Origin of the sequence: Saccharopolyspora spinosa NRRL 18395, from assembly GCF_000194155.1 — a bacterium.
Classification (GTDB): Bacteria; Actinomycetota; Actinomycetes; order Mycobacteriales; family Pseudonocardiaceae; genus Saccharopolyspora; species Saccharopolyspora spinosa.
Window position 1 is genome coordinate 372,627 of the sequence record NZ_GL877883.1, and the last position, 24,841, is coordinate 397,467.

Below are 24,841 nucleotides of genomic sequence, written 5' to 3' on the forward strand. Positions count from 1 at the left end.
CGCGCTCGTCCAGGTCGAACCGATCAGAAGCTGGGTGGGTTGGCGCCCGGGTGCGGCATCTGCTGGGTGCCCTGTGGGCCCGCGCCCTGGCTGGATTGACCCGATTGACCCGATTTACCGGGCTGGGTCGGCTGACCGGACTGACCGGACACTCCTGGCTGACCGGATTGACCGGAGGGTCCACTATGACCGGACTGACCGGAGGGTCCACTCTGACCGGACTGACCGGACGGTCCAGACTGACCGGACTGACCGGACGCTCCTGGCTGACCGGACTGGCTTGGCTGACCGGACGAGCTCGGCTGACCGGACTGGCCCGACGGGCCGGGCTGCCCCGGCTGGTTAGGGGTCTGGAAACCACCGGAGGCGGGCTCCCAACCACCGGGCTGCTGGGGCTGGGAACCGGACGCCGGGCTCCAACCGCCACCCGGCTGACCGAACTGACCGGGCTGGTTCCAAGCAGGCGCACCGGGTCCGCCCGGACCACCGGGTCCGCCCGGACCGCTCGGTCCACCGGGCCCACCGGGGCCGGACGGGCCACCGCGCTTGCCCGGCTGGAACGGGCCGGACCGCCCGAACGGCGGCTTCGAGGGCTGCGCGGGCTTCGACGGCGCGTTGACGATGCCAGCCTCGATGAGCAGGATGCCGACCACAGCACCCAACTGCGCGATCGACAGCAGCAGGAGCACCACGACGATCCCGCCCGAGGCACCACCGACCAGGTCCTGCAGCAGCGCGAGCGTCGCGTAGGCGGACAGCGGCGCGGCGGCGAACAGCGCGTCCGGCGTCTTCGGGAGGAACCGCAGGCCCGCCAGCGACGCGGAGACGATCAGGGAAAAACCGACGAGGCTGCCGATCGCCACCCCGGCGACCCCGTCGAAGAAGCCGATCAGGTAGCCGATCAGACCGGCGCCTGCCGCCACCAGGACCAGGATCTCGTTGAGACCGAGCGAAACGCCGGAGCTTCCCTGGGCTCCCGGCGGCGACTGTCGGGGGAAGGGCGCGGACATGGCTGGACGGACTCCTCGCTTGAACACTCGGGGGCGGAGCTTTGCTGACGGTATTGAATCAACCGGACTTGGTGTGCCGGAAGACCGCAAAACCGGTACTTGTCAACGGTATCGGCCGGGCACGCGCCCCGGCACCGCCGCAAGATCTCGGACGTCGGGGCGGCACTCGAAGTTCCGCCGGCCGCTTCGCCCAAAAGTTTTCAGAAAGCCACCGGGGCCGGACTCCCGAAGGCGTCCGGCCCCGAAAACGATGTGCCGAGATCGGGCGCTCAGCCCTTGACGATCTCGCGCATCAGCTTGGCGGTCTCGCTCGGCGTCTTGCCGACCTTGACCCCGGCGGCCTCCAGGGCCTCCTTCTTCGCCGCGGCGGTGCCGGACGAACCGGAGACGATGGCGCCCGCGTGGCCCATAGTCTTGCCCTCCGGCGCGGTGAAACCGGCCACGTAGCCCACCACCGGCTTGGTGATGTTGGCCTTGATGTAGTCGGCCGCCCGCTCCTCGGCGTCCCCACCGATCTCGCCGATCATGACGATGGCCTCGGTCTCCGGGTCGTCCTCGAAGGCCTGCAGCGCGTCGATGTGGGTGGTGCCGATGATCGGGTCGCCACCGATTCCGACGGCGCTGGAGAAGCCGATGTCCCGCAGCTCGTACATCATCTGGTAGGTCAGCGTGCCCGACTTGGACACCAGGCCGATCTTGCCCGGGCCGGTGATGTTGGCCGGGATGATGCCGGCGTTGGACTTGCCGGGCGAGATGATGCCCGGGCAGTTCGGCCCGATGATCCGGGTCTTGTTGCCGGTGGCGTTGGCGTGCGCCCAGAAGTAGGCGGAGTCGTGCACCGGGATGCCTTCGGTGATGACCACGACCAGGCCGATCTCGGCGTCGATGGCCTCGATCACGGCGTCCTTGGCGAACTTCGGCGGCACGAAGACGACCGACACGTCGGCGCCGGTCTCCTTCATGGCCTCATTGACGGTGCCGAAGACCGTGAGCTGCTTGCCCTCGATCTCGACGGTCTGCCCGGCCTTGCGGGCGTTCACGCCGCCGACGATGTTGGTGCCGGAGCCCAGCATCCGAGCGGTGTGCTTGGTGCCTTCAGAGCCGGTGATGCCCTGAACGATGACCTTGCTGTTCTCGTTGAGGAAGATAGCCACGCCTCATGCCCCCGCAGCCAGCTCGGCGGCCTTGTCGGCCGCACCGTCCATGGTGTCCACCATCGTCACGACCGGGTGGTTGGCCTCAGCCAGGATGCGGCGACCCTCTTCGACGTTGTTGCCGTCGAGGCGGACGACCAGCGGCTTGGTGGCCTCGTCGCCCAGGATCTTCAGCGCCTGCACGATGCCGTTGGCAACCGCGTCGCAGGCGGTGATGCCGCCGAAGACGTTGACGAACACCGACTTCACGGCCGGGTCGCCGAGGATGACGTCCAGGCCCGCGGCCATGACCTCGGCAGAGGCGCCACCGCCGATGTCCAGGAAGTTCGCCGGCTTCACACCGTTGTGCTTCTCGCCGGCGTAGGCGACCACGTCGAGGGTGGACATGACCAGCCCGGCACCGTTGCCGATGATGCCGACCTCGCCGTCCAGCTTGACGTAGTTGAGGCCCTTCTCCTTGGCCTTGGCCTCGAGCGGGTTCTCCGCTTCCTTGTCCACCAGCTCGGCCTGCTTGGCCTGGCGGAACGCGGCGTTCTCGTCGAGGGTGACCTTGCCGTCCAGCGCGATGATCTTGCCCTGCGGGTCCTTGACCAACGGGTTGACCTCGACCAGCGTGGCGTCCTCGGCGACGAACGTCTCCCACAGCTGGACGATCACGTCGGCGACCTGGTCGGCGACGTCGGCCGGGAACTTGGCGGCGGTGACGATCTCTCGCGCCTTGTCCTGGTCGACACCCTCGATCGGGTCGATCGCGATCTTGGCCAGCGCCTCGGGCTTGGTCGCCGCGACCTCTTCGATCTCCATGCCGCCTTCGACGGAGGCCATCGCGAGGAAGTTGCGGTTGGCACGGTCGAGGAGGAACGAGAAGTAGTACTCGTCGGCGATGTCGGAGGCGGTGGTGACCAGCACCTTGCGGGTGATGTGGCCCTTGATGTCCAGACCGAGGATCGCCTCGGCCTTGGTCTCGGCCTCATCCGGGTTCTCGGCCAGCTTCACGCCGCCGGCCTTACCGCGGCCCCCGGTCTTCACCTGGGCCTTGATCACAACGGGCCCGCCCAGTTCTGCGGCGGCTGCCTTGGCCCCTTGCGGCTCGGTTACCACGGCGCCGGGCAGCGTCGGCACACCGTGGGAGGCGAAGAGCTCCTTCGCCTGGTACTCGTACAGGTCCACTCGACTCTCCTGCGACGTCGGTGTCAGACTCGGTGACGATATCGACCTGCGACGACGCATGGGGCGGCGCACCTGGTGAACTGCCTCACCTGAGGTTGGGGCATTAGGCCTGGTCGGACCGTCCTACACGGGGATTCGCCTGCTCCGCAGGCTTCTATGTCGACGTCCGTGGTGACGAACGGAACAGCGCGCCGTGACGGTGTGCCACGCATTCTCGACCGCTCTTACGGCGTCAGCAAGACGGCAAATCGGGGAATTCGGCGCAGCCTCACGCTCGTGGACCGGATGGACGTTTCCGCAGGTCGTGGCCTGTGAGCGCGTTGGGGTGCGACCGCGCCGAAAAGCACTCGCGGGCCCTGAGCAGGCAAGCTCCTCGTCAGTGCCGGTCCTGCGACACGCGGGCCGCGGCGAGGGCGGTGACGAGCAACACGGCCGCGCAGGCCGCGCCGAACCACAGCCCCAGGCCCGGCGCCGCGCCCGGGAACCGCTCGGCGGTCAGCGGGAACTCCAGCACCCGGACCGCCACGACGAGCGCAGCTCCGATGAGCAGCGCCGCAGCACGGGCGGGCCGGCACATCGGGGCCAACACCGCAGCACCGACCACCGCGGCCAGCGCGACCACCAGGCCCCAGGATGTCGTCCCGAAGTCGGTGAACACCCCCGGCGCCGCGTAGTCCGGGGCCGTGACCACCGGGAAGCTGAACGCACCGGCCGCGAGTAGCAGCGCGACGAGCGACGGGAACAGCACCAACCGGTGCATCGCGATCTCTGTGAGATCCACCTCGTCGCGCTCCACCGCACCGGCGATGCCGGCGACGACCGCCGCGAGCGCGGCGAACAGCACCGCGATCCCGGCCGCCCAGGCACCGATTCCGGCCTGCGCGTCCGCGGCCTGCACCGCGGTGAACACCGCGTCGAGCACCCCGGCCGCCGCGAACGGGATCACCACCCAGACCACCGGCAGCATCGGGCGAAGCCACCTGGAGGCGCGCGGCAGCAGCAGCCCGCCCCCCAGCACCACCAGCAGGAACCCGGCCGGCCACAACATCCGCGCCGGGTACGGCGACGGGTCGCGCAGCCCGTAGGGCATCTCCACCTGCGGCACCGCCGCCGCCAGCAGCGCCAACGCGCCGGCCGCCAGCGCGAGCGCGGCCGAGACGGTGATCAACCGGGTCAGCGCGGGCAGGCGCAGGTCGTCGACCGGCTCGGCGGATCCGGCTCGTCCCGCTGGCACTGCCAGGACCACCAACGCGATCGCCGCGACCAGGCCGAACACGGGCCCCCAGGCGAACCGGATGTCGTCGAGCACCGCCGCCGCGACCAGTGGCGGTACGACCACGCACGCCACCGCGGCGGCCACGCCGAGCAGCCCGCCGCGGGCGAACTCCGGGTCGGTGGAGCCCGCCAGGAATCCTGTGGCGCTCGGCACTGCGACGGCGAGCAGGAAGCTGCCGATCAGCACCGTTACAGGTCCGTCGAGGGCCGGGTTCGGCAGTAGATATGGATCGTCGGAGACGAACGGTGCCATCAGGACGCCGACGGCAGCGATCACGCCGGCGCACAGCACGAGCGTGAGCAGGCCCTGCCGGTGGGAACCGGTGCCCTCGTCGCCGTGCTCGACACCCCGGACCGCTAGAAAACCGGCGATGATCGCCGCGACGTGCCCGGCGATCAGCAGCCAGACCCCGGTCGACGGGGCGAAGGAGTCGAGGCTTTCCACCCGGAGCAGTTCGGGTCGGGTGGCCAGCCCCGCGTCGACGACGAACTGCAGGTCCAGCACCAATCGGCCGGGAGCGAGCGCCGCTGGGCCGACGAGCACGGCTGCCGCCGCCCCGAGCCGCCCGCGCCGGGCGAAGACGAACGCCATCGCGGGGGCGAGCAGTGTGAGCACCAGCAGGAGCGGCCATGCCAGGAATGCGGCGGGAGCGCTGGGAACGACGAGCCCGAGCAGCGGCCCCAGGCCGACGAGCACGGAGCTGCCGGCGGCGACGACGATCGCCGCTCTCAGCCACATCGGGGGATCGGGATCGGGGTCGGGCTGCGGATTCGTGGCGGGAGCCGAGGAACCGCCGGACGGGAGGTCGGGCCGCGCAGTCACCGCGCAGACGCTAGCAACCCCGGGCGCGAATGCCACCCGCCGGTCACACCCTCCGGGACGTCCCCTAGGGCCCACCGAACGGAGCACTTGCGGTTGCCCATCAAGCGGCTCTTCGAGTGTGACTCGCATCACGTCTCACTACCGCGAGCTGCCTGGATCGAGGCAGCCCGGAGCCCGCCAAGGCCCGATCGAACCGCCCCGCGTCGATCACGAAGCCGCAGGCAGCTTCGCTGTGCGACGACCACGCCCAGTATCCGCGCACGCCTGACAATGAGGCCCGCGGACCATCTTCCGAACACACTCCGTGTCCAAGACACCACGGACGGGGATTTGCCCCTAGGGGATCAGCTTGGTTACTGTCCCCCGGTCCGTTGTCACGGTCTGATCACGAAGGACAACCTTCGGCCGGTTCCCCGACCGGCCCCCGGGATCCCCGCCCCGGAACGTGATCCGGCTCCCCGAGACGGAAGGGCAGGCATTGGCTCGACACCGCTCCCCCGGCGGCGAAGAACACTCCCCGGGCTACGCGGAGGCGTCCCCCGACGACCCCTCCAGTAACCCGGCGAAGACCCGGGGCTCCTCACCCGCATCGGTGTGGCGCGGCCGCGTGGTCGTCGCTGCCGTCGCCGCTGGCGCCTTCGCAGCCGCCGGGCAATCGATGGCCGCAGGTGAAGGGCACGCCGCCCCGGACCACGACGACTTCAACCCCTCTGACGCTTCGGCCTCGTTCAACACCGCGATGGCCGAGCAGACCTACACCGGAGTCGGCGGCAGCGCCCCGGCCCCGGCGATGCTCCCGGTGGCGAAGGCCACCGACGTCAGCTCCGAGATGGAGAAGCTCGAGAAAAGCGAGCGGATCGCCCAGGAGCGCGACGCGGCCCGCATCGCCGCCGAGGAAGCGGCGCGGGCACCCAAATACGTCATCCCCGCCGCCGGCACATTCACCTCCGGTTTCGGTGGCCGCTGGGGCACCACGCACTACGGCATCGACATCGCCAACGCCAAGGGCACCGCGATCTATTCCGTCGCCGACGGCGTCGTGATCGAAGCGGGCCCGGCCAGCGGTTTCGGCCTGTGGGTGCGGGTTCAGCACGAGGACGGCACGATCACCGTCTACGGGCACGTCAACACCATCACGGCCAAGCAGGGCACCAAGGTCAAGGCCGGCGACCAGATCGCCACGATGGGCAACCGCGGCTTCTCCACCGGCCCGCACCTGCACTTCGAGGTGTGGAACACCAGCGGCAAGAAGATCAACCCGCTGCCCTGGATGCAGGCCCGAGGGATCTCGCCCGCGTAAACCTTGCACCCCAGCTCAGTTTGCGCAGCGATGCCGGTAGCGGGTTCTCAGCCGCCGTCTGGATTCCGGGCCGACTCATGGACCAATGCGCCACGTCGGGGCTGTCCTCTCCAGACGACCTCTGGGAATCCGCGGCGGTGCGCTAGGTGGGCTAGGCGGCTGGTGCCGCTTGAAAACAGACCAAACCTGAGATCCCGGACCTCGCGGAATGGCGCGGCTGGCGCGGCTACGGCCGTCGCTGCCGGCGCCACTTCTGCATGAGCTCCGGGATCTCGGCGCGGAGGAACTCGAAGAACTGCCGCGTCTCGTCGAGGCGCAGCCCGGCCCGCGTGCTCGCGCCCACTGCGGCCACGCCTTCGGCGAGGGTGCGTTCCCAGCCGATCAGTTCCGCATCGCGCTGCATGATGCTGGCGTACCAGACGTCGTCCAGCACCCGGTAATGGTCGCGCCGCTCGCCGGGGTCGCGCTCCCGCACCACCAGCTTGACCTGGACCAGGTAGCGGACCGCTCCGGACACCGCGGCCGGGCTCACGTCCAGGACCTCGGCCAGCTCGCTCGCCGTCCGCCGCCCCTCGTCGGCGACCAGCAGGCTCGCGAGCACGCGCGCCGCCATGCGCGGGAAGCCGACGCCGGTCAGGTCTAGGGCGAACCGTTCGACGAACCGCGGCAACTCGTCGCCGGAGCCTTCCGTCATGTTCCGATCCTCACCAGCCGCATCGATCACCTGAAAGATTTTAACGTTTTCCTTATTTCACGAATTTGTGAAATCACTGTAGCTTGACAGCGTGACCGAACGAACCGAACAGATCCGGTTGACCGGCGCGCAGCAGACGCTCCTCGGCCCCCTCCACGCCCGGGCCCTGGACAACCGCAGGCCCGACCCGGTGCTCGGCGACGAGACCGCGGATCGACTGCTCGACCGCATCGACTTCGACTTCCGCGGCCTGCACCTCGGCTCCGGGGACCGGATGGCGGTGGTCCTGCGGGCCAAGCAGCTCGACGACTGGGCGGCGCACTACCTCGCGCAACACCCCGACGCGGTGGTGCTGCACCTGGCGTGCGGCCTGGACAGCCGGGCGTTCCGGCTCGCCATCCCCGCTGGCGCGCACTGGTACGACATCGACCAGCCCGACGTGATCGAACTGCGGAACCGGCTCTACCCGCAGGCCCGGGCGAACTACCACACGATCGCGGCGTCGGTGACCGATCGGGACTGGCTCGACGAGATCCCGACAGGGCGGCCCACGCTGGTCATCGCCGAGGGACTGACGATGTACCTGACCGAAGCGGACGGCGTGGACCTGCTGCGGCGATTGGTCGAGCGCTTCGAGGTCGGCGAGATGATGTTCGACGCGGTGCTGCCGTGGACCGTCCGGGCCGCCCGCTACTCCTGGTTCCTGCAACGGACCGGTGCCGAGTTCCACTGGGGGATCGGCGATCCGCACGCCCTCGAACTGCGCGTCCCCGGTCTCCGGCTGCGGCAGGAACTGCCGATGATGGATCTGCCGGGCCTGGCGAAGATGGACGCGACCGACCTGGCGATCGCGAAGTTCATGAACGCCTTTCCGCCGCTGCGCAAGGCCATGCGGCTGCTGCGCTACAGCTTCGAGTACAAGCAGCAGGAGAAGGTCGAGCTGACCGGGGCGCAGGCGACCATGCTCGCGACGCTCTACCTGCGCGCGCTGGACAACCGATCGGCCGAGCCAATGCTCGGCGACCGGTACGCCGACGAGGCCGTGCAGCGCATCGACTTCGACTTCGGCAAGTTCAAGATGGGTGCCCGCAACGCGGGTTCGGTGGTGATCCGCGCCAATGCGCTGGACCGCTGGGTCAAGGAGGCGCTGCGGCCCGGCATGACCGTCCTGCACCTGGGTTGCGGGCTGGACAGCAGGTTCGAGCGGATAGACCCGCCGGAGGGGGTCGAGTGGTACGACATCGACCAGCCCGACGTCATCGAGCTGCGCCGGCGTCTCTTCCCGGAACGCCCGCACCACCACACCATCGGCTCGTCGGTGACCGCGCCCGACCTGCTCGACGACATCCCCGGCGACCGGCCGGTGCTGGTGGTCGCCGAAGGACTCACGATGTATCTGCCCGAAGTGGACGGTCTCGCGCTGCTGCGCCGCATCACCGAGCACTTCCCCCGCGGGGAGCTGCTCTTCGACGCCTTCAGCAGCCTGGGGGTCCGGGTGTCCAACCGGCTCAACCCGGCGGTGGTGCACGCCGGGGCGCACCTGCACTGGGGCATCGACGACCCGCAGTCGCTGGAATCCAGCGTGCCCGGGCTGCGGCTGGTCACGGAGTGGTCGTTCACCGATGCGCCCGAGCTGGACCGCTACCCGCAGCCCGTTCGGGCCGCCTTCCGCGCGTCCGGACGCATCACCGCCATCCGCCGCCTGGGCCGGATGCTCCGCTACCGCTTCTGACTCAGCAGGACGGCGCCAAGTCCAAGTGCCGGTGCACGCCGGGCGACTCGATCGGGAAGTGCCCGACGGCCGGGTTTTCAGCGCGAACGGCTCAGCGCGACGACGGGTCGCATCGCCGAACGGGCCGGGGTCTCCACCGCCTCGGTGGACCAGTACGTACCGAACAAACGCGCCATCCTGCAGTCGCTCAGCGAGCAGCACCTCCAGCAGCTCGAAGACGATCTGGCCGGGTTGTTGCGCGAAATGTCAGACCCGCCTCCGCGGTGGAGCGAGGTGGTGCGCGTGCTGGTGGTCGGCGTGCTGGTGGTCGCGTGCTGGATGTCCGCGCCAGGCACTCCGGCCTGCACACCGTAACTTTTCGAGCACACTCCGCGGACCGCCGAGGGGTCGGGCGGCTCCGACGGTTGTTCGACTCGCTGACCCCGGAGATAGCGAACCAACTCCGCCGGCGCCCCATCGGCGGGCCGGACCACGAGTTGACCGCGAGCTGCTCGTGCCAGGAATGGATGCGCAGATCCACCGCGTGGCCCTGGCCTGCGACGATGACCCGGCGCGGTCCGAGCGCACCGAGGCGCTGATCGCGTTGTGAAGCGCGCTGCCCGCACGCCTCTGAAGATGCCCGCTCGATGCGCTCGCAGCGCGTGGAACGGCGCCCTGCCCCTCGGCGTGGCACGGTTTCGTAAGGAGGTGGTGGCGATGATCAACGGGGCGCACTTGTTGTTGTTCAGCCGGGACGCCGAGCGGGATCGGGCGTTCCTCCGCGACGTGCTCGGGTTCGAGTCCGTCGACGCCGGGGGCGGGTGGCTGATCTTCGGGCTGCCGCCCGCCGAACTCGCCACCCACCCCACCCACGAGGAGCCCACCTGCCAGCTCTACCTGATGTGCGACGACATCGCGGTCACCATCGGTGAACTGCAGGAGAGCGGCGTCGAGATCACCCGACCGGTCAGCAACGAGGGCTGGGGACTGCTCACCGCCCTCCGCCTGCCCAGCGGTGCCGAGATCGGGCTCTACGAGCCCAAGCACCCCCGACCTGCCGGGATGTAAGCGAGACCGTGCGCGCCGGCCTCGCCGCGCCGATCGATCGGCAACGTAGCCACCGTCCGATGGGTTTCGAGGTCGATGACGGAGACCGTTGAGGACGCGACGGCGGAAACGTAGGCGCGCGTGCCGTCGGGCGAGGACGCGATGGTGAGCGGGAAGGTGCCCACCTCGACGCTACCGAGCGGTTCGTAGGTGCCCGGCGCGTAGCCCAGCAGCCGCCCGGGTTCCTGCCGGCCGAACGGCGAGCCGCCGGCGAACCGGGACTCGCCGATGAGCAGGACCCCGGCACTGGTGATGTGGACCGGGAGCACCAGCCCCTCGGTGGGGATCGTCCGGACGACGGCGTTGGTCTCGGTGTCGATCACCTCGATGCTGGTCGGCGCGTCGAGCCCGGCCTTCGGCGTGGCCACGCAGATGTGCTTGCCGTCCGGGGTGGCGGCGATGCCTTCGCTGCCCGGTACCGGCACCTGGTGCACCAGCCGGTCGGTCTCCAGGTCGACCACCGAGACGAACGGGGCTTCCTTGTTGCTGGCGTAACCGCGACGCCCATCCGGTGTGATCACGAACCAGTGCGGGCCCGGCGCTCCGGTGTCGATGCGTCCGACCTGCTTGCGGGTCTTCGTGTCGAGCACGAGCACGCCGCCCGGTCCCGCGGGCCCGGCCTCGACGCTGACGTACAGCCGCCGGTTCTCGGCGTCCAGCGCCAGGCCGTGCGGGCCGTGCTCCGGCGCGAGGTCGACGACATCGACGACCTCGCGCGCATCGGCGTCGATGACCACTATCTCGTGGGCTCGGCCGCTGTTCTCGTCGTAGTAACCCGAGCGGTAGGTGATCGTGCAGTACAGCACCCGGTGCTCGGGATCGAAGCAGAGCTCGTGCGGTTCCGAGGGCAGTTCGAGGATGCCGAGCGGCTGGTAGGTGATCGCGTCGAAGAAGCTCGCGGTGGGGCCGCTCTGGCTGACCACTACCAGCACGTCGCCGTTGCGCATCGGTCGGTTCTCCTCAGGTCGAGAGGCGCCCGCTGGTGCGGGATCATCTCCACCTTGGGCCGGGAAAATCGTTGCCGCGATAGCAAAGTCGGCACGCAACCCTTGCTCGACGCGCAATACTGCTGGTGGCGAACAACCTTCGCGACAACTGTGAGCGACGTCATAGTGGAGTTTGAATGTCCACGCTGGACTTGAACCTGCTGGTCGCGCTGGATGCGCTGCTGCGCGAGCAAAGCGTGACGCGTGCCGCAGAACAGCTGCAGACCTCGCCCGCGGCCGTGAGCCGAACGCTCGCCCGGATCCGCCGCGTGCTGCACGACCCGATCCTGGTGCGCGCCGGTCAAGGCATGGTGATGACGCCACGCGCCGCAGCGATGCGAGACGACGTGCATGCAGTTATCGAGAAAACGCGCGCACTGCTCACTCGCGACGCCCCGTTCGACCCCGCTTCGCTGTCCCGCTCCTTCACCTTGCAGGCCAGCGATCTCCTGGTCGACGCACTGACTCCCAGGCTGCTCGCGGCGACCGGCCGCGACGCGCCGGGAGTGACTATGCGGTTCGCTTCCGAAGCCTCGGAGGGCACTTCCGCCCTGCGCGACGGACTGATCGACGTCGAACTCGGGGTGCTCAAGCACCTCGATCCCGAAACCCGCACGGAACCGTTGATCTCGCTGCGCCTGGTCGGCGCGGTGCGCTGCGAACATCCGCTGGCTCGCGGTCCGGTCACTCCGCAGCGATTCGGCGCGGCCGAGCACATCAGCGTTTCGCGGCGCGGTCAGGCGCGAGGGCCGATGGACGAGCGATTGGCCGCGTTGGGAATCCAGCGGCGGGTCTCGGTCGTGCTGCCCAGCCACACCGCCGCACTGCTGCTTGCCCGGGAGACCGATCTCGTCTGCCTCACAACGGAATCCGCGGCGCGACGTCTCGGCATGCACACCTTCGAAGTACCGTTGGACCTCCCGGCGCCGGAGGTGGGCATGGCTTGGCACCCCCGCAACGACGCGGACGCGGCCCACCAGTGGCTGCGGGCTCGGATCCGGGATGCCATCGCCAGCCTCGGCGACTCCGCTTCCACCGGTGCTGCGGCTTCCTGACCAATCCTCTCCAGGCACCTCCCCTCCGGGCACCGCGAGTTAGTTCGCCTCGCATGCGGTGGGTCCGCGAGGATCGCGTCCGTGGAATCCGGTGCTGATCAGCCTTTGCCGGGGCCATTCGTCGGGACCAGTGCGGTCGTGGTTCGCGACGGCCTGGTGCTGTTGGGACGGCGGTTGGGGGCGCACGACGCCGGGGAATGATCGGTCCCCGGCGGCAAGGACGACCCCGGGGAGCGGGGAGTCACCGGAGAGCGCCGCCGCACGCGAGTTGGCGGAGGAAACGGGCCTGGTCGCCAACGCCGGCACGCCGATCGGTTGGACCAGCGACGTCTTCGCCGCCGAGGGGCTGCACTTCGTCCCGCTGCACCACCTCGTGGACCCCACCGGCGAGCCATCGGTCCTCGAACCGGGGAAGGTGGCGGGCCGGAGCGCGAACCCGAATATCGTCCACTTAGGACTATGAACTGCCCGTCATCGGATCAGAGCTTGCTGATCGGCACGCTGCCGATCAGCATCAAGCGGACCGTGCCGGAGCTGCCGAAGTCGATCGTCGCGGTGGCCCGTGGTCCCTCACCGTCGGTGGACAGCACCGTGCCCAGCCCGTACTTGTCGTGGGTGACCCGGTCACCGGCGGCCAGCTTGATGGCGACGGTGTCCTTCCAGCCCTTCATGCCGGTGCTGCGCATCCCGCGCGCCGCCAGCCCGGCTTGGGCCGAATCCGAGCCGGCGCGGTCGAAACCGCCACGGCTGCCCCAGGTGCTGCGCACCTGCGGTGCGGCGCGCTCCGGTTCGATCCGGCGCCAGTGCATCAGCTCGTCCGGGATCTCGGTGAGGAACCGGGAAGCCGGGTTGGTCATCGGCTGCCCCCACGCGGAACGCATGAGCGCCCGCGACAGGTACAGCCGCTGCCTGGCGCGGGTGATGCCCACGTACGCCAGCCGCCGCTCCTCGGCCAGCTCGGCCGGGTCGCCGAGCGCCCGCGAGTGCGGGAACACCCCGTCCTCCCAGCCGGTGCAGAACACCACCGGGAACTCCAGGCCCTTCGCGGTGTGCAGGGTCATCAGGGTGACGACCCCGTCGCCGGATTCGGGCAGCGAGTCCGCGTCCGCCACCAGCGAGACACGCTCCAGGAACGCCGACAGCGAGTCGTCGGCGGGCAGCCCCAGCGCCGCCTCCTCCGCGTCCTCCGCCGCTGGCACCGCAGCCGCGACCACGGCCTCGGCCGACGGGTCGACCTCGGCCGCGGGCTCGCCGACCGGAGCGCCCGCTTGGATCTCGGTGAACTCCCGCGCGACCGTCACGAGCTCGGTCAGGTTCTCCACCCGCGTGGCGTCCTGCGGGTCGTCACTGGCCTCCAGCTCGGCGCGGTAGCCGGAGCGCTCCAGCACCTGCTCCAGGATCTCGGCGACATCGGACTCCGCCGCGACCGCCTGGAGCTCGTCCAGCAGCGCCACGAAACCCGAGATGGCGTTGCGCGCCCGGGTGTTGAGCAGCGGGACCTGCCCAGCCGCCGCCTTCCGCAGCGCAGCGGCGAACGAGATCCGCTCCTGCTCGGCGTGCACGGCGACCACGGCCTCCGCCCGGTCCCCGATGCCGCGCCTCGGCACGTTGAGGATGCGGCGCAAGCTCACCGTGTCGTCCGGGTTGTCCAGCACCCGCAGGTAGGCCAGCGCGTCCCGCACCTCGCGACGCTCGTAGAAGCGCACCCCGCCGACGACCCGGTACGGCAGGCCCAGCCGGATGAACACCTCCTCGAACACCCGGGACTGGTTGTTCGTTCGGTAGAACACCGCGATGTCGTTGAACGTCGCGTCGCCCTCGTCCACCAGCCGGTCGATCTCGCCGGCCACGAACGCCGCCTCGTCGTGCTCGTTGTCCGAGACGTAGCCGACGATCTGCTCGCCGTCCCCGGCGTCGCTCCACAACCGCTTGTCGCGCCGGTTCGGGTTGCGCCGGATCACCGCGTTCGCCGCGGACAGGATCGTCTGCGTGGAGCGGTAGTTCTGCTCCAGCAGGATCGTCCTGGTCTGCGGGTAGTCGCGCTCGAACTCCTCGATGTTGCGGATCGTCGCGCCCCGGAAGGCGTAGATCGACTGGTCCGCGTCACCGACCACGCAGAGCTCGGCGGGCTCGATGCCGCTGTCGGTCGCCTCGGTGCCGACCAGCTCACGCACCAGCACGTACTGCGCGTGGTTGGTGTCCTGGTACTCGTCGACGAGCACGTGCCGGAAGCGCCGCCGGTAGTACTCCGCGACCGCGGGGTGTTCCTGCAGCAGTTCGACCGTGCGCATGATCAGATCGTCGAAGTCCATCGCGTTGGAGTCGACGAGCCGGCGCTGGTAGGCGGCGTAGACCTGGGCGACCTTGCGCTCCATGTCGTTGCCCACCTGCTCGGCGGCGGTCTCCGGGGACAGCAGTTCGTTCTTCAGGTTCGAGATGTGCACCGCGAGCGTGCGCGCCGGGTAGCGCTTGGAGTCCAGGTCCTGCTCTCGCGCGATCATGGTGATCAGCCGCCGGGAGTCGTCCGAGTCGTAGATCGAGAAGTTGGACGACAGGCCCAGCGCCTTGGCCTCGCGGCGCAACACCCGGACGCACATCGAGTGGAACGTCGACACCCACATCACGTTGGCCCGCCGACCCACCAACTCGACGACACGTTCCTTCATCTCGGCCGCGGCCTTGTTGGTGAAGGTGATCGCCATGATCTGGCCCGGGTGCGCGCCCCCCGCCAGCAGGTACGCGATCCGATTAGTCAGGACCCGCGTCTTGCCCGACCCGGCACCCGCCACCACCAGCAGCGGCGAGCCGGTGTGCACCACGGCGTCGCGCTGCTGCGGGTTCAGACCAGCGAGCAGGGTGTCCGGATCCGGACCGGACCGCGAGGCGCGCCCGGATTCGTCCGATTGCAGCGATCCGTGCGGCGGTAGATCGCTCTGCCACTGGAGGTCGAGTGGGGTGCTCATCGTTGCTCCACGTTACCGGCGAGCCCAGACAAAACCCGAATCCCGGTGCCCGGGGCTACAGATCGCACCGCCGCACGAGCCGGTCCGCGCGGCTCCAAGCCGCTGCACCGGCTGCAGCTGCCTGGGCGGATGATGCGTCGAGCATGGCAGCGGCGGCTGTTGCCCTTGTGACGAAGGGAAAGCAGCTCCGCCGTGCCCAACGCAGTCCCCGCAGTCCCCGCATCGGCCCCACTGGTAGGCCCCGCCGACCTGCCCGGACCGCCCCTTGGACCCCGAAAGGTTCAGGGGGCAGCCAGGGGATACCCGGATCCGCCCCGCGCAGCAGGCCTGGACGGTGAATTCCGACCGCCGTACCCGCCACAAAACGGAATGAGCCGCACATGGAGTGGGTCAACCAGATCGATGCCGCGATCCGGGACGTCATCGCGTGGGCCGCGACGCTGAACCCGTGGCTGTGCGTGCTGCTGGCCCTGGTCCTGCTCTCATTGGAAACCTCCATTTTCATCGGCTTGTTGGTCCCGGGCGAAGCAACGCTGCTGCTCACCGTCGCCGTCTTGGGCGTCAGGTGGGCACCGGCACTGTTCGCCGCGGCGGTGGTGGGCAACGTCATCGGGCAGAGCGGGGGCTGCTGGCTGGGCCGCCTGATCGGCCCCGGGCTCCGCAACACGTGGGCCGGGCGCAAGATCGGCGCACACCGCTGGCAGGCCGCCGAGGCGGTCGTGCAGGACACCGGCGGGCGCGCGATGATCACGACGCGCTTCGTCGCCGTGGTGCACGCCGTGGTCCCGGCCGTGGTGGGCACCTTGCGGTTGCCGTTCCGCCGCTTCCTGGGGCTCTCGGCGTTCGGCGCCGTGTTGTGGGCGGGGGCGCAGACCGCCGTCGCGGTGGCGCTCGGCGAGGCCGCCCGGGCGGTCGGCTACGGCTGGACGGTGCTGGCGTTGACTTGTGCGGGCGGCGTGGCGGCGGGCGTCGTCGTGATCCGCAGCACGCGTCGGCAGTCCGCTCGACGAGCTGCCGAGCTGGTCGACGTCGAGCCCGGTCGGGGTGCCGTTCGGGGTGCCGGTGGGCACGAGGTTCGGTAGTCATGGCTCCAAGATCCACGCCGGCCCCGCCGCAATCCAGGGGAATAACTCGAACTGGTGATCGAATTGATTGGAGTCCACTCGTTGGAATGAGTGGCCCACGTCACAGCAAACGGGATGCCAGCTATGGCAGACTGAGCGCGTGCAAACGCAGACTTACGAGTTTTTCTACGGGACCGGGAGTCCGGTGCCCGTAGCTGCGTGAGCTCAAAATCCCACTACGACGCCCCGGGGTCCTCGGACTCGGGGCGTTCGCGCGTTCCGGGGCTGGGGCAGGGGCCGAAGCCGGAGGACAACGCCCGATGAACGCCACTGTGGACGGTGACCAGCAGCAGTCCGAGTCCGCCTCGGCCAAGCAGGCCGCCGCGGAGGCCATCAGCAACTTCCGCGAGGAGATCGATCACCTGGACGCCGAGATCCTGCGCCTGGTCAAGCGCCGCGCCGAGGTTTCCCGACAGGTCGGCCAGGCCCGGATGGCGGCTGGTGGACCCCGCATCGTCTACAACCGCGAGATGGACGTGCTCGCGCGCTACCGGGAGCTCGGGCCGGAAGGCCGCGAACTCGCGATGATCCTGCTGCGCCTGGGCCGCGGCCGTCTCGGCCACTGACGAACCCACGACGCAGGCGCAGTCGTCGGTCGTGCGCACCCCCAACGCGTCCACGACCGGACGAGACCCACCTGCCCAAAGCGGCACCGGCGGATCCCACCGGTGCCGCAGCGGGGAGCTCAGTGCGCGGTCCAGCCGCCGTCGATCGGGAACGAGGCGCCGGTGATCGACGTCGTGCCCGGTCCGCACAACCACACCGCGAGCTCGGCGACCTCGACCGGTTCCACCAGGCGTTTGATCGGCGTGCGGGCCAGCAGCACGTCCTCGACGACCTGGTCCTCCGGCACCCGGAGCAGCTCCGCCTGCTCCGCGACTTGGCGCTCCACCAACGGGGTCCGCGCGAAACCCGGGCAGACGCAGTTGGATGTCACGCCGTGGGGCGCACCCTCCAGCGCGGTCGTCTTGGACAGCCCTTCGATCGCGTGCTTCGCGGTCACGTAGGCACTCTTGAACGGCGAGGCGCGCAGACCGTGCACGGATGAGATGTTGATGATCCGCCCCCAGCCCCGGTCGTACATTCCCGGCAGCGCGGCACGCACGATCCGGAACGGCGCCTCCACCATCACCCGCAGCATCGTGCTGAAGGTGTCCGCCGGGAACCGGTGGATCGGCGCGACGTGCTGGAAGCCCGCGTTGTTGACCACGATGTCCGCCTGGGCGCCCAACTCCGCGGCGGCGTCGAGGTCGACGAGGTCGACGACTCTGGCCTCGGCGCCGATCTCGGCCGCGACCGCCTCGACCCCTTCCGCCCGGTCCACCGCGACCACCTCGGCCCCGGCGTCGGCCAATCGGCGGGCGACCGCCGCGCCGATCCCGCTCGCCGCGCCCGTGACCACTGCTCGTTTGTCCCCCAGGTCCAGGCCGCTGGATCGCGCAGAGCTCGCACCAACCGACCCGGCCAACCGATCGCTCATAGCCTGAGAACCTAGGGCGTGAGTCCAGTCTCAATCCAGGCCAAACCACAACCTTTTCCGCCTGCCACCGCGGCGATGCTGCTGACCGGGCGTTTTCCGCAGTAGTGCGTTCGGCGGAACTTCCGACGCCACCCCGGAACCCCCGGCGTTCGGCTACCTGCAGCAGCCTGCGAGGTATATCCGGGATATCACCCATACCGGGCACGGGGGAAACAAGGCAGACTGTGGTCATGGTTCTCGGTCTAGTGGCCTTTCTCGTGACACTGGCCGGCGTGCTCGTAGCCGCCGGACACGCGGGCTACCTCGCCATGCTGACTTCGGCTGCGAAGAAGCGCGCAGGCGGCCAGCCCGCCGTCGACTTCGCCCGGAAGCGGTTCCCGATCGCCGGGGTCGGCCTGGGCGTGACCCTGCTGGCACTGCTGATCAGCATCGGCGACTCGCCCAGCGCGGACATCGTCGCGATCCTGCTCGGCGGGGGCGGCGGCGTCGCCTCGCTGAAGGCGCTGCAGTCCACGCAGGGCAAGTTCCGCAAGGGGCAGTTCTGATCGACGCTCGGGGTCGCGTCGCGCGGTGACGGCTGGCGCCGGGCGTGATGAAGCACGCCGCGCGCCTATCCGCGCGAGCAACAGTGGGCCTTTCACCCGCACCGCAGCGCACCGAAATGCCTTTTGGTCACAATGAGTAGTTGTTCGACCCCGCACCGGAGTCGTGGCGCCTGTCCCCCTAGGCTGTGACCATGACCACTTCGCCGGAAGCGTCCACAGCAGCTCGGCGCGCTTTGGTGGTCACCGCGCACCCCGACGACGTCGACTTCGGGTCCGCGGGCACCATCGCCTCCTGGGTCGCCGACGGCGTGCAGGTCACCTACTGCGTGTGCACCGCGGGCGATGCCGGGGGCTTCGACGACACGCCGCGGGCGGACATGCCGCGCATCCGGCAGGACGAGCAGCGTTCCGCCGCGGCCGCCGTAGGCGTCACCGACGTGCAGTTCCTCGGCTACGAGGACGGGCGGGTCACCGCGAACCTGCAGCTGCGGCGGGACATCACCAGGGTGATCCGCCAGGTCCGCCCGCACCGGGTCATCAGCCACTCCCCGGAGATCAACTGGGCCCACCTCCCGACCTCGCACCCGGACCACCGCGCGGTCGGCGAGGCCACCCTCGCCGCGATCTACCCGGACGCGCGCAACGGCTTCGCCCACCCCGAGTTGCTGCAAGAAGGGCTGCAGCCGTGGACGGTGAGCGAGCTGTGGATGTCGGAATCACCCGAAGAACGGATCAACCATGCGGTCGACATCACCGATTTCTTCGACGCGAAGCTCGCGGCGCTGTCCGCACACCGGTCACAAACCGAGCATCTCGACGACCTCCAGGGCATGATCCGGCGGCACCTCGCACGGACGGCCGAGCGGCACGGCATGGCCGGTCGACTAGCCGAGGCATTCCACGTAGTCGACACGTCGTGAACTCCCCGCGAGTCGCAGAAAGTCGAGACCTCCGATGCACAGCGGCAGAACCTTCGGCTGGAACGACCAGCTCGACCGGCCGCCGACGCCGGAACCGCCCGCGCACGGCCGGCACCGCAAGACCGGAGCAGCGGTCTCGTGGACACCGGTGCCCCGCCAGCGCCAGGCGTCGCACGCGCTCGCCGCGGGACTGGTGACCGACCCGCTGGTCGACACCGTGCCGGTGGGCGGGTTGCACAAGTTCGACCTGGGCATGGTCCCGGCCTCGGTCACCCCGCCGCGGACTTGGCGGCAGGCGGCCTGGTTCGCGATCGCCTCGTCGGCCGCCGCGCTGGGTGGGCTGATGTTCGTCACGACCTTGCTGGCCGACAGAACGACGACGATCGAGGGCCTGGAGCTGCCGAGCATGCCGCGCGGCGGCGACTACCCGCCGCTGCCGCCTTCGGACCCGTACTACCTGACCGGCAATCCGACCCGGCCGGAGGCCGTGCGGACGACGGGCTCGGTGCAGGCGCTGCCGCCGATGGCCATGTCCGAAGGCGCCCCGAGCCCGTCGAGCTCCGCCAGCGGCACGGTTCCGGCTCCAGGCATGCCCGGCTGGTCGACCTCCAGCGCCGCGCCGACCTCGACCAGCGGGACGCGGGCGCTCGCGGTCCCGCAGCTGCTGCTCGGCGACACCGAGGCGATCAAGCAGCGCAGCCGGGAGTACTACGCCGCGATCAGCCGCAGCGACCTGCGGGACGCCTACTCGATGACCACCGGATCGTTGCGGGCCGAGGGCTACGAGGCGTTCGCCGCCCGGTACTCGGGTACCGAGTCGGTCGAGATCGTAGACGGCTACGCGACACCGGACAGCACGGTGCACACCCTCCGGGTGACCATGACGGACGGCACCGTGCGGACCCAGCGCCGGGAACTGCGGTACACACTGGAGGACGAACCGCTGATCACCTCCGACAAACGAACCTCCTGATCACGGATCCTGATCCACTGCCCCGTTCGAGACTTCGCAACGTTCCCTTCCGGTGAACTTGACGGCAAGGCTTCTCGATCAGGGCATCGGCGCGGTACGAGTTCGGCGGAGCCAACTCACGAGGACGGGCCAGCAAGTGCAGCATCACCCTTCGACCGGCAGACGCAACGACCACGCCGACTCGGGTGCGGGCGCGATCACCGTGGCCGAGTTGATGAAGCGGATCCCGCTGTCCCCGGAACACGAGCGCCTCGCCGACCAACTCCTCAAGACGCCTGATCCGGCGGATGCCGCGCTGCCGTTGCGCAGCCGGATCGTCCTCGGCTCGCTGGGTGCTCTGCTGCTCCTCGGGGCCGCTTCGGTAGGCGCGAAGATCATCGTGGAACCTGCCGCCGAGCCGCACCCCGCTTCCTCCGCCGCCCCGATTGACGGCGCGTCGGCGCTTCGACCGGACCTGGTGCGCAACGCCGGCTGGCCGTTCACCGACAACGGCGGCTTCGCCGCAGCGGCCGGTTCGGGTGGTACCACCGACGCGCCGGAACCTGGGGAGCAGACCACCGCCAACCCCGCGGCGGGCAGCCAGGGATCGGCGCTCAGCCTGGTCAACGAGTTCTACCGCCGCTTGCAGCACGACCCGAGCTCGGCCGCGCGGCTGGTGGCCCCGGGGCTGCTCGCCGGGCAGCGGGCGGAGCTGGTCCGGGGGTGGGAAGCCGTCGAATCGCTGCAGCTGCGGGCGCGGACGAGGTCGGTCGGCGTGGTGCTGGCCGAGGTCGAGGCCCGCTATCCAGACGGGCACCGGGTGGTGCTCCGCCAGCTGCTCACCGTCGAATCGGGTGCCCACCCGAAGATCGTCGAGGCCGAACTGCTCGGCGCCCGGCACGTCTCTCCCTGGTAGCGGCGCGGGAACGGTTCCGCACAACAATGCGACAACGACCGAGCCCGCGGAAACGCCCGCCGCTGTACCGGGATGAATCGGACAGCAGCGATATCGTTGCTCCGTGCAACTGGCACACGTCCCCGCGCGAACGCCTCGGCGGACCCGATAGGCCCAACATCACCAGCGGAAAGGCTGTGAGACGGATCCGGTTCGGCCGACCGCACGAGGTCGGCAGCGTAACGTCGGATTGGGTTGCACCGATCTTTTCGACTTCGGGCCTACGCCAACACGGCGTGGGCTAGGCTCCCGTATCGCGGTTCGATTCGAGCCATTCGGCCAACCGGACCGCGTCGAGAACGTGTACATATCGGGGGGCCGGAGCCGGCCCGCCTAATCCGCCGATGTTTGGTGGGGCCGTGCCCGGGACGATCCTCCCGGGTTCATGCGGTGCCCGTTGAGCATCGATAGCAGTACGGGGAGACGTCGGTGAGCGACGAAGGTCGCCTGGTCGCCGGACGCTACCGAGTGCAGCGACGCATCGGCAGTGGCGCGATGGGCGTGGTGTGGGAGTGTGTCGACGAACGCCTGCACCGCACAATCGCGGTCAAGCAGTTGTTGCTGCAGCCCGGATTGGATCCGGGTGAGGCCGAGGAAGCGCGGCAGCGGGCAATGCGGGAAGGCCGCATCGCGGCCCGCCTCCAGCACCCAAACGCCATCTCGGTGTACGACGTGGCCGAGGACGAGGGTCAGCCGGTCCTGGTCATGGAGTACCTGCCGTCCACCAGCCTCGCCGGGATGATGTCCGATCACGGGCCGCTGCCGCCGCGCGAGGTGGCGCGGATCGGTGCGCAGGTCGCCTCGGCACTGGGTGCGGCGCACGCCGCCGGTGTCGTGCACCGCGACATCAAGCCCGGCAACATCCTGCTCGGCGAAAACGGCCAGGTGAAGATCACCGACTTCGGGATCTCGCGGGCGCAGGGCGACGTCCAGGTCACCAAGACCGGGATGCTCGCGGGCACGCCCGCCTACCTGTCCCCCGACGTGGCGATGGGCCAGGAGCCGACTCCCGCCTCCGACGTGTTCTCGCTCGGCGCGACGCTGTACGCGGCCATCGAGGGCCGCCCGCCGTTCGGGCTGAACGAGAACACCCTCGCGCTGCTGCACGCGGTGGCCGCCGGGAAGATCGAGCCGCCGCAGCAGGCCGGCCCGATGGTGCCGCCGCTGATGGCGATGATGGCTGCCCGCGTCGAGGACCGACCGGACATGGCCCAGGTCCGGGACATGCTGCAGGCGGTGGCCGACGGCGGTTCGGTGACCTCGGTCCCGACTATGGCGGCGCCGATCCCGCCTGCGCTGACCCCGGAGTCCAGCCAGCCCAATCTGGCCGCGACCAGCGTCGTCGGCTCGAACGGCACCACCGTCGCGTCCTACTACGAGGACGAGCCCTACTCCGAGCAGGCCTACGAGGACGCCACCTCGTACATGGGTTCCGATAACCGTGGCGACGCGGCGATCTACGAGAAGCCGCGCAAGAGCAAGCGGCCCGTGGTGATCTCGGGCATCGCGCTGGTGGCCGTCGCGGTGATCGCGGTGCTGGTGACCTCTGCGCTGATGAACAGCCAGAAGCCGCCGGAGAACGCCGGGAACACGACGACCTCGCAGGTGAACCCGATGCCTCCGCCGCCGCCGCCGGAGACCACCAGCGAGGAAGAACCGACCGCGACGAAGACCAACGCCCCGAGCACGAAGACCAACACACCCACCTTGGCACCGTCGACGACACCGCAGACGACGCCGCCGTCGACTACGAAGACGCCGCCGTCCACGTCGAAGACGACGCCCACCACGGAACCCGACGACACGCCTACGAGCGAGCCGAACAGCACCGGGTCCGGGGAGTAGGATCCGCTCGCGGACACGGGCTGGCCGGGGCGTTCACCACGCGGTGAGCTCCCCGGCCACGAGTGTGTTCGGGCACGGGTGGCCCCGGTGTGCGATCGGGTGCGAGACGCCCAGTAACGTTGCACACCGTCGGGTGAAAGCTGGCCACGGGGGTCCGGTCAGTACTGTCCAAGTAGGCACAGCCAGTACCAGGAGACACCGGTGAGCGCCGAAGGTCGTTTGATCGCGGGCCGGTACCGCTTGCAGCAGCAGATCGGCAGTGGCGCCATGGGCGTGGTGTGGCAGGCCGTTGACGAGCGCCTGCACCGCACGGTCGCAGTCAAGCAGCTGCTGCTGCAGCCCGGTTACACCCCCGAAGAAACCGAAGAAGCCCGTCAGCGGGCGATGCGCGAAGGTCGCATCGCCGCCCGATTGCAGCACCAGAACGCGATCGTCGTGTTCGACGTCGCGGAGGACGAGGGCCAGCCGGTCCTGGTCATGGAATACCTGCCGTCGCAAAGCCTCTCGTCGGTCATCGAGGAGCAAGGCGTGCTGCCGCCGTTGCAGGTGGCGCGGATCGGCGTGCAGGTGTCCGGGGCGCTGGCCGCGGCGCACATGGCCGGCATCGTGCACCGCGACCTCAAGCCCGGCAACATCTTGCTGGGCGACAACGACATCGCCAAGATCACCGACTTCGGCATCTCCCGGGCCATCGGCGATGTCGCGGTCACCAAGAGCGGCATCCTCGCCGGCACCCCGGCCTACCTGGCGCCGGAGGTGGCGCTGGGACGGGATCCGGCGCCTGCCTCCGACGTTTTCTCGCTGGGCTCGACGCTGTACGCGGCGATCGAGGGCGGGCCGCCGTTCGGGGTGGACGAGAACGCGATCAGCCTGCTGCACCGGGTGGCGCGCGGGCAGATCGAGCCGCCGCAGCAGGCCGGGCCGATGACCCCGGCGCTGATGCAGCTGCTGCGCCCGGACCCGGTCGACCGGCCGACTATGGCGCAGGCCCGCGAGCTGCTGCAGGCCGTGCTCGACGGGCGGCCGATCCCGAACACTTCGCCCAACGGCGGCTGGCAGCGGCCGCAGGCCGCACCGCCGCGCACGCCACCTGCGGGCAACCGGATGGGTCCGCCCCCGGCGGCCAATCCGCCCACCATGATCGGTGGCGCGGTGCCCGCGCAGCAGGTGGCACCGCGGCGCAACTACCGCCAGATCGCGTTGTGGCTGGTGGGGGTCGGGGTGGCGATCGTGGTCGCGGTGCTGGTCGGGGTACTCGCCGCGAACGCCTTCGGCGACGGAACACCGCAGGGGCAGCCCGATCCGTCCGCCCCGCCGCAGACGCCCCCGGGGACCAGCGCCTCGTCGACCACGGCGACCACGACCACGGCGACGACGACTTCCGAGGCCGCGACCACCAGCAGCTCCCCGCCGTCGACCAGCGTGATGCGGCAGCCGTCCGCGGACGAGATCGTGGACGTGGTGCGCAAGTACTACTCGCTGGTGCCGGGCAAGCTGGACCAGGCCTGGAATCTGCTGGGGCCGAACCTGCAGTCGCAGGGCAAGGACCGCTACGAGGGGTTCTGGAAGACGATCGAGAACGTGAAGATCATCGGCGAGCCGGTGCAGTCCGGGGCCAACGTGTTCGTGACGCTGCAGTTCACCAAGGGCCACAGCAAGATCACCGAGTCGCACGTGCTCGGCATGGTCACCACGCCCGACGGGAAGCCGCTGATCAACACCGACCGCCGCAACTGACCGCCCCGCCAGAGACTGTTTCCAAACTCGTTCTG

22 protein-coding genes are annotated in these 24,841 nt (G+C 69.7%); 14 read left to right on the plus strand and 8 right to left on the minus strand.

Going from position 1 to position 24,841, the window contains the following annotated elements; genetic code table 11:
- Positions 1-23: 23 nt before the first annotated feature.
- The 4 genes from SSPN_RS54095 to SSPN_RS54100 form a co-directional block, all read right to left on the minus strand.
- Positions 24-1,010 (minus strand): DUF5336 domain-containing protein, encoded by a 987-nt coding sequence (locus SSPN_RS54095; protein ID WP_010316024.1) that lies wholly within the window; start codon positions 1,008-1,010, stop codon positions 24-26.
- A 269-nt stretch (positions 1,011-1,279) separates the two neighbouring features.
- Positions 1,280-2,164, minus strand: a complete 885-nt coding sequence (sucD, locus tag SSPN_RS0139910; protein ID WP_010316025.1) for a succinate--CoA ligase subunit alpha — start codon at positions 2,162-2,164, stop codon at positions 1,280-1,282.
- Between the two features lie 3 nt (positions 2,165-2,167).
- Positions 2,168-3,334, minus strand: coding sequence for an ADP-forming succinate--CoA ligase subunit beta (gene sucC, locus SSPN_RS0139915; protein WP_010316027.1), 1,167 nt, complete (start codon positions 3,332-3,334; stop codon positions 2,168-2,170).
- A gap of 376 nt (positions 3,335-3,710) precedes the next feature.
- Complete coding sequence (locus tag SSPN_RS54100; protein WP_148272124.1) at positions 3,711-5,432, minus strand: hypothetical protein; 1,722 nt, start codon at positions 5,430-5,432, stop codon at positions 3,711-3,713.
- A 478-nt stretch (positions 5,433-5,910) separates the two neighbouring features.
- Here SSPN_RS54100 and SSPN_RS0139925 point away from each other — a divergent pair, with 478 nt between their 5' ends.
- A complete protein-coding gene (locus tag SSPN_RS0139925; RefSeq protein WP_237710966.1) occupies positions 5,911-6,732 on the plus strand; it encodes a M23 family metallopeptidase in 822 nt (273 codons plus the stop codon).
- A gap of 226 nt (positions 6,733-6,958) precedes the next feature.
- Here SSPN_RS0139925 and SSPN_RS0139930 read toward each other — a convergent pair whose 3' ends face one another.
- Complete coding sequence (locus tag SSPN_RS0139930) at positions 6,959-7,426, minus strand: GbsR/MarR family transcriptional regulator (RefSeq protein ID WP_029536198.1); 468 nt, start codon at positions 7,424-7,426, stop codon at positions 6,959-6,961.
- A gap of 91 nt (positions 7,427-7,517) precedes the next feature.
- On the opposite strand from SSPN_RS0139930, the gene SSPN_RS61230 reads away from it, so the two are divergent.
- The 3 genes from SSPN_RS61230 (at position 7,518) to SSPN_RS0139955 (ending at position 10,205) form a co-directional block, all read left to right on the plus strand.
- The gene (locus tag SSPN_RS61230) at positions 7,518-9,158 is read left to right on the plus strand and encodes a class I SAM-dependent methyltransferase (protein WP_010316035.1); all 1,641 of its coding nucleotides are present in this window, start codon (positions 7,518-7,520) and stop codon (positions 9,156-9,158) included.
- Positions 9,159-9,302: 144 nt separating this feature from the next.
- Positions 9,303-9,512 carry a hypothetical protein gene (locus SSPN_RS0139945; RefSeq protein WP_010316037.1) on the plus strand — a complete coding sequence of 70 codons (210 nt, stop codon included), beginning with the start codon at positions 9,303-9,305 and terminating at the stop codon, positions 9,510-9,512.
- 342 nt (positions 9,513-9,854) lie between these two features.
- Positions 9,855-10,205, plus strand: coding sequence for a VOC family protein (locus tag SSPN_RS0139955; RefSeq protein WP_029536199.1), 351 nt, complete (start codon positions 9,855-9,857; stop codon positions 10,203-10,205).
- Here SSPN_RS0139955 and SSPN_RS0139960 read toward each other — a convergent pair.
- The gene (locus SSPN_RS0139960) at positions 10,169-11,191 is read right to left on the minus strand and encodes a beta-propeller fold lactonase family protein (RefSeq protein WP_010316041.1); all 1,023 of its coding nucleotides are present in this window, start codon (positions 11,189-11,191) and stop codon (positions 10,169-10,171) included. The genes SSPN_RS0139955 and SSPN_RS0139960 overlap by 37 nt on opposite strands.
- Before the next feature lie 176 nt (positions 11,192-11,367).
- On the opposite strand from SSPN_RS0139960, the gene SSPN_RS0139965 reads away from it, so the two are divergent.
- Together SSPN_RS0139965 and SSPN_RS62005 are read left to right on the plus strand one after the other, a co-directional pair.
- Entirely contained in the window at positions 11,368-12,285 is a 918-nt protein-coding gene (locus tag SSPN_RS0139965) for a LysR family transcriptional regulator (RefSeq protein ID WP_010316043.1), read from the plus strand.
- 130 nt (positions 12,286-12,415) lie between these two features.
- Positions 12,416-12,748, plus strand: a complete 333-nt coding sequence (locus SSPN_RS62005) for an NUDIX domain-containing protein (RefSeq protein ID WP_272941803.1) — start codon at positions 12,416-12,418, stop codon at positions 12,746-12,748.
- Positions 12,749-12,764: 16 nt separating this feature from the next.
- Here SSPN_RS62005 and SSPN_RS0139975 read toward each other — a convergent pair whose 3' ends face one another.
- The gene (locus SSPN_RS0139975; protein WP_010316050.1) at positions 12,765-15,248 is read right to left on the minus strand and encodes a UvrD-helicase domain-containing protein; all 2,484 of its coding nucleotides are present in this window, start codon (positions 15,246-15,248) and stop codon (positions 12,765-12,767) included.
- A 380-nt stretch (positions 15,249-15,628) separates the two neighbouring features.
- Here SSPN_RS0139975 and SSPN_RS0139980 point away from each other — a divergent pair, with 380 nt between their 5' ends.
- On the plus strand, positions 15,629-16,330 hold the full coding sequence (locus tag SSPN_RS0139980; RefSeq protein WP_010316052.1) for a DedA family protein: 702 nt from the start codon (positions 15,629-15,631) through the stop codon (positions 16,328-16,330).
- Positions 16,331-16,632: 302 nt separating this feature from the next.
- Positions 16,633-16,938: a chorismate mutase gene (locus SSPN_RS0139985; protein ID WP_010316053.1), complete on the plus strand. Its 306-nt coding sequence runs from the start codon at positions 16,633-16,635 to the stop codon at positions 16,936-16,938.
- A gap of 119 nt (positions 16,939-17,057) precedes the next feature.
- Here SSPN_RS0139985 and SSPN_RS0139990 read toward each other — a convergent pair whose 3' ends face one another.
- Positions 17,058-17,852 (minus strand): 3-hydroxybutyrate dehydrogenase, encoded by a 795-nt coding sequence (locus SSPN_RS0139990; protein WP_029536200.1) that lies wholly within the window; start codon positions 17,850-17,852, stop codon positions 17,058-17,060.
- 245 nt (positions 17,853-18,097) lie between these two features.
- Between SSPN_RS0139990 and SSPN_RS0139995 the strand changes: the two genes are divergently transcribed.
- From SSPN_RS0139995 to SSPN_RS0140020, 6 genes are all read left to right on the plus strand, one after another.
- Complete coding sequence (locus SSPN_RS0139995; protein WP_337466402.1) at positions 18,098-18,397, plus strand: hypothetical protein; 300 nt, start codon at positions 18,098-18,100, stop codon at positions 18,395-18,397.
- A gap of 191 nt (positions 18,398-18,588) precedes the next feature.
- Entirely contained in the window at positions 18,589-19,317 is a 729-nt protein-coding gene (locus SSPN_RS0140000) for a PIG-L deacetylase family protein (RefSeq protein WP_029536201.1), read from the plus strand.
- A gap of 34 nt (positions 19,318-19,351) precedes the next feature.
- Complete coding sequence (locus SSPN_RS0140005) at positions 19,352-20,290, plus strand: hypothetical protein (protein WP_029536202.1); 939 nt, start codon at positions 19,352-19,354, stop codon at positions 20,288-20,290.
- Positions 20,291-20,426: 136 nt separating this feature from the next.
- Complete coding sequence (locus SSPN_RS0140010) at positions 20,427-21,185, plus strand: hypothetical protein (protein WP_010316063.1); 759 nt, start codon at positions 20,427-20,429, stop codon at positions 21,183-21,185.
- Between the two features lie 468 nt (positions 21,186-21,653).
- Positions 21,654-23,069: a serine/threonine-protein kinase gene (locus tag SSPN_RS0140015; RefSeq protein WP_010316065.1), complete on the plus strand. Its 1,416-nt coding sequence runs from the start codon at positions 21,654-21,656 to the stop codon at positions 23,067-23,069.
- A gap of 201 nt (positions 23,070-23,270) precedes the next feature.
- The gene (locus SSPN_RS0140020; protein WP_010316067.1) at positions 23,271-24,806 is read left to right on the plus strand and encodes a serine/threonine-protein kinase; all 1,536 of its coding nucleotides are present in this window, start codon (positions 23,271-23,273) and stop codon (positions 24,804-24,806) included.
- Positions 24,807-24,841: the final 35 nt, after the last annotated feature.